The following is a 242-nucleotide window of genomic DNA, read 5'->3' as shown; positions in this document are numbered from 1 at the left end:
CAAGCGATGCGTGGTGTGCGTTTACTTGTGGCTGCAGGCGTTGTCGCTGAGCTTGGCGATTTAACCCGCTTCGACCATCCGCGTAAGCTGATGAGTTACCTCGGCCTTGTACCAAGTGAACACTCAAGTGGCGGTAAAAGGCATATTGGCGCAATTACTAAATGCGGCAATGGTCGAGCAAGACGATTGTTAGTCGAAGGAGCGCATAGTTACCGCCATGCTGCCAACATCTCGACTGAACT

General features: G+C 52.1%; 1 protein-coding gene. It reads left to right on the top strand.

Going from position 1 to position 242, the window contains the following annotated elements:
• Positions 1-242 (top strand): transposase (locus tag C2M30_RS12250; RefSeq protein WP_158683398.1); only part of this gene is annotated, 242 nt, incomplete at both ends.

The sequence above is a fragment of the Pseudoalteromonas sp. T1lg24 genome (assembly GCF_002964745.1).
GTDB lineage: Bacteria > Pseudomonadota > Gammaproteobacteria > Enterobacterales > Alteromonadaceae > Pseudoalteromonas > Pseudoalteromonas spongiae.
This window is presented reverse-complemented; position numbering and strand designations above follow the sequence as displayed.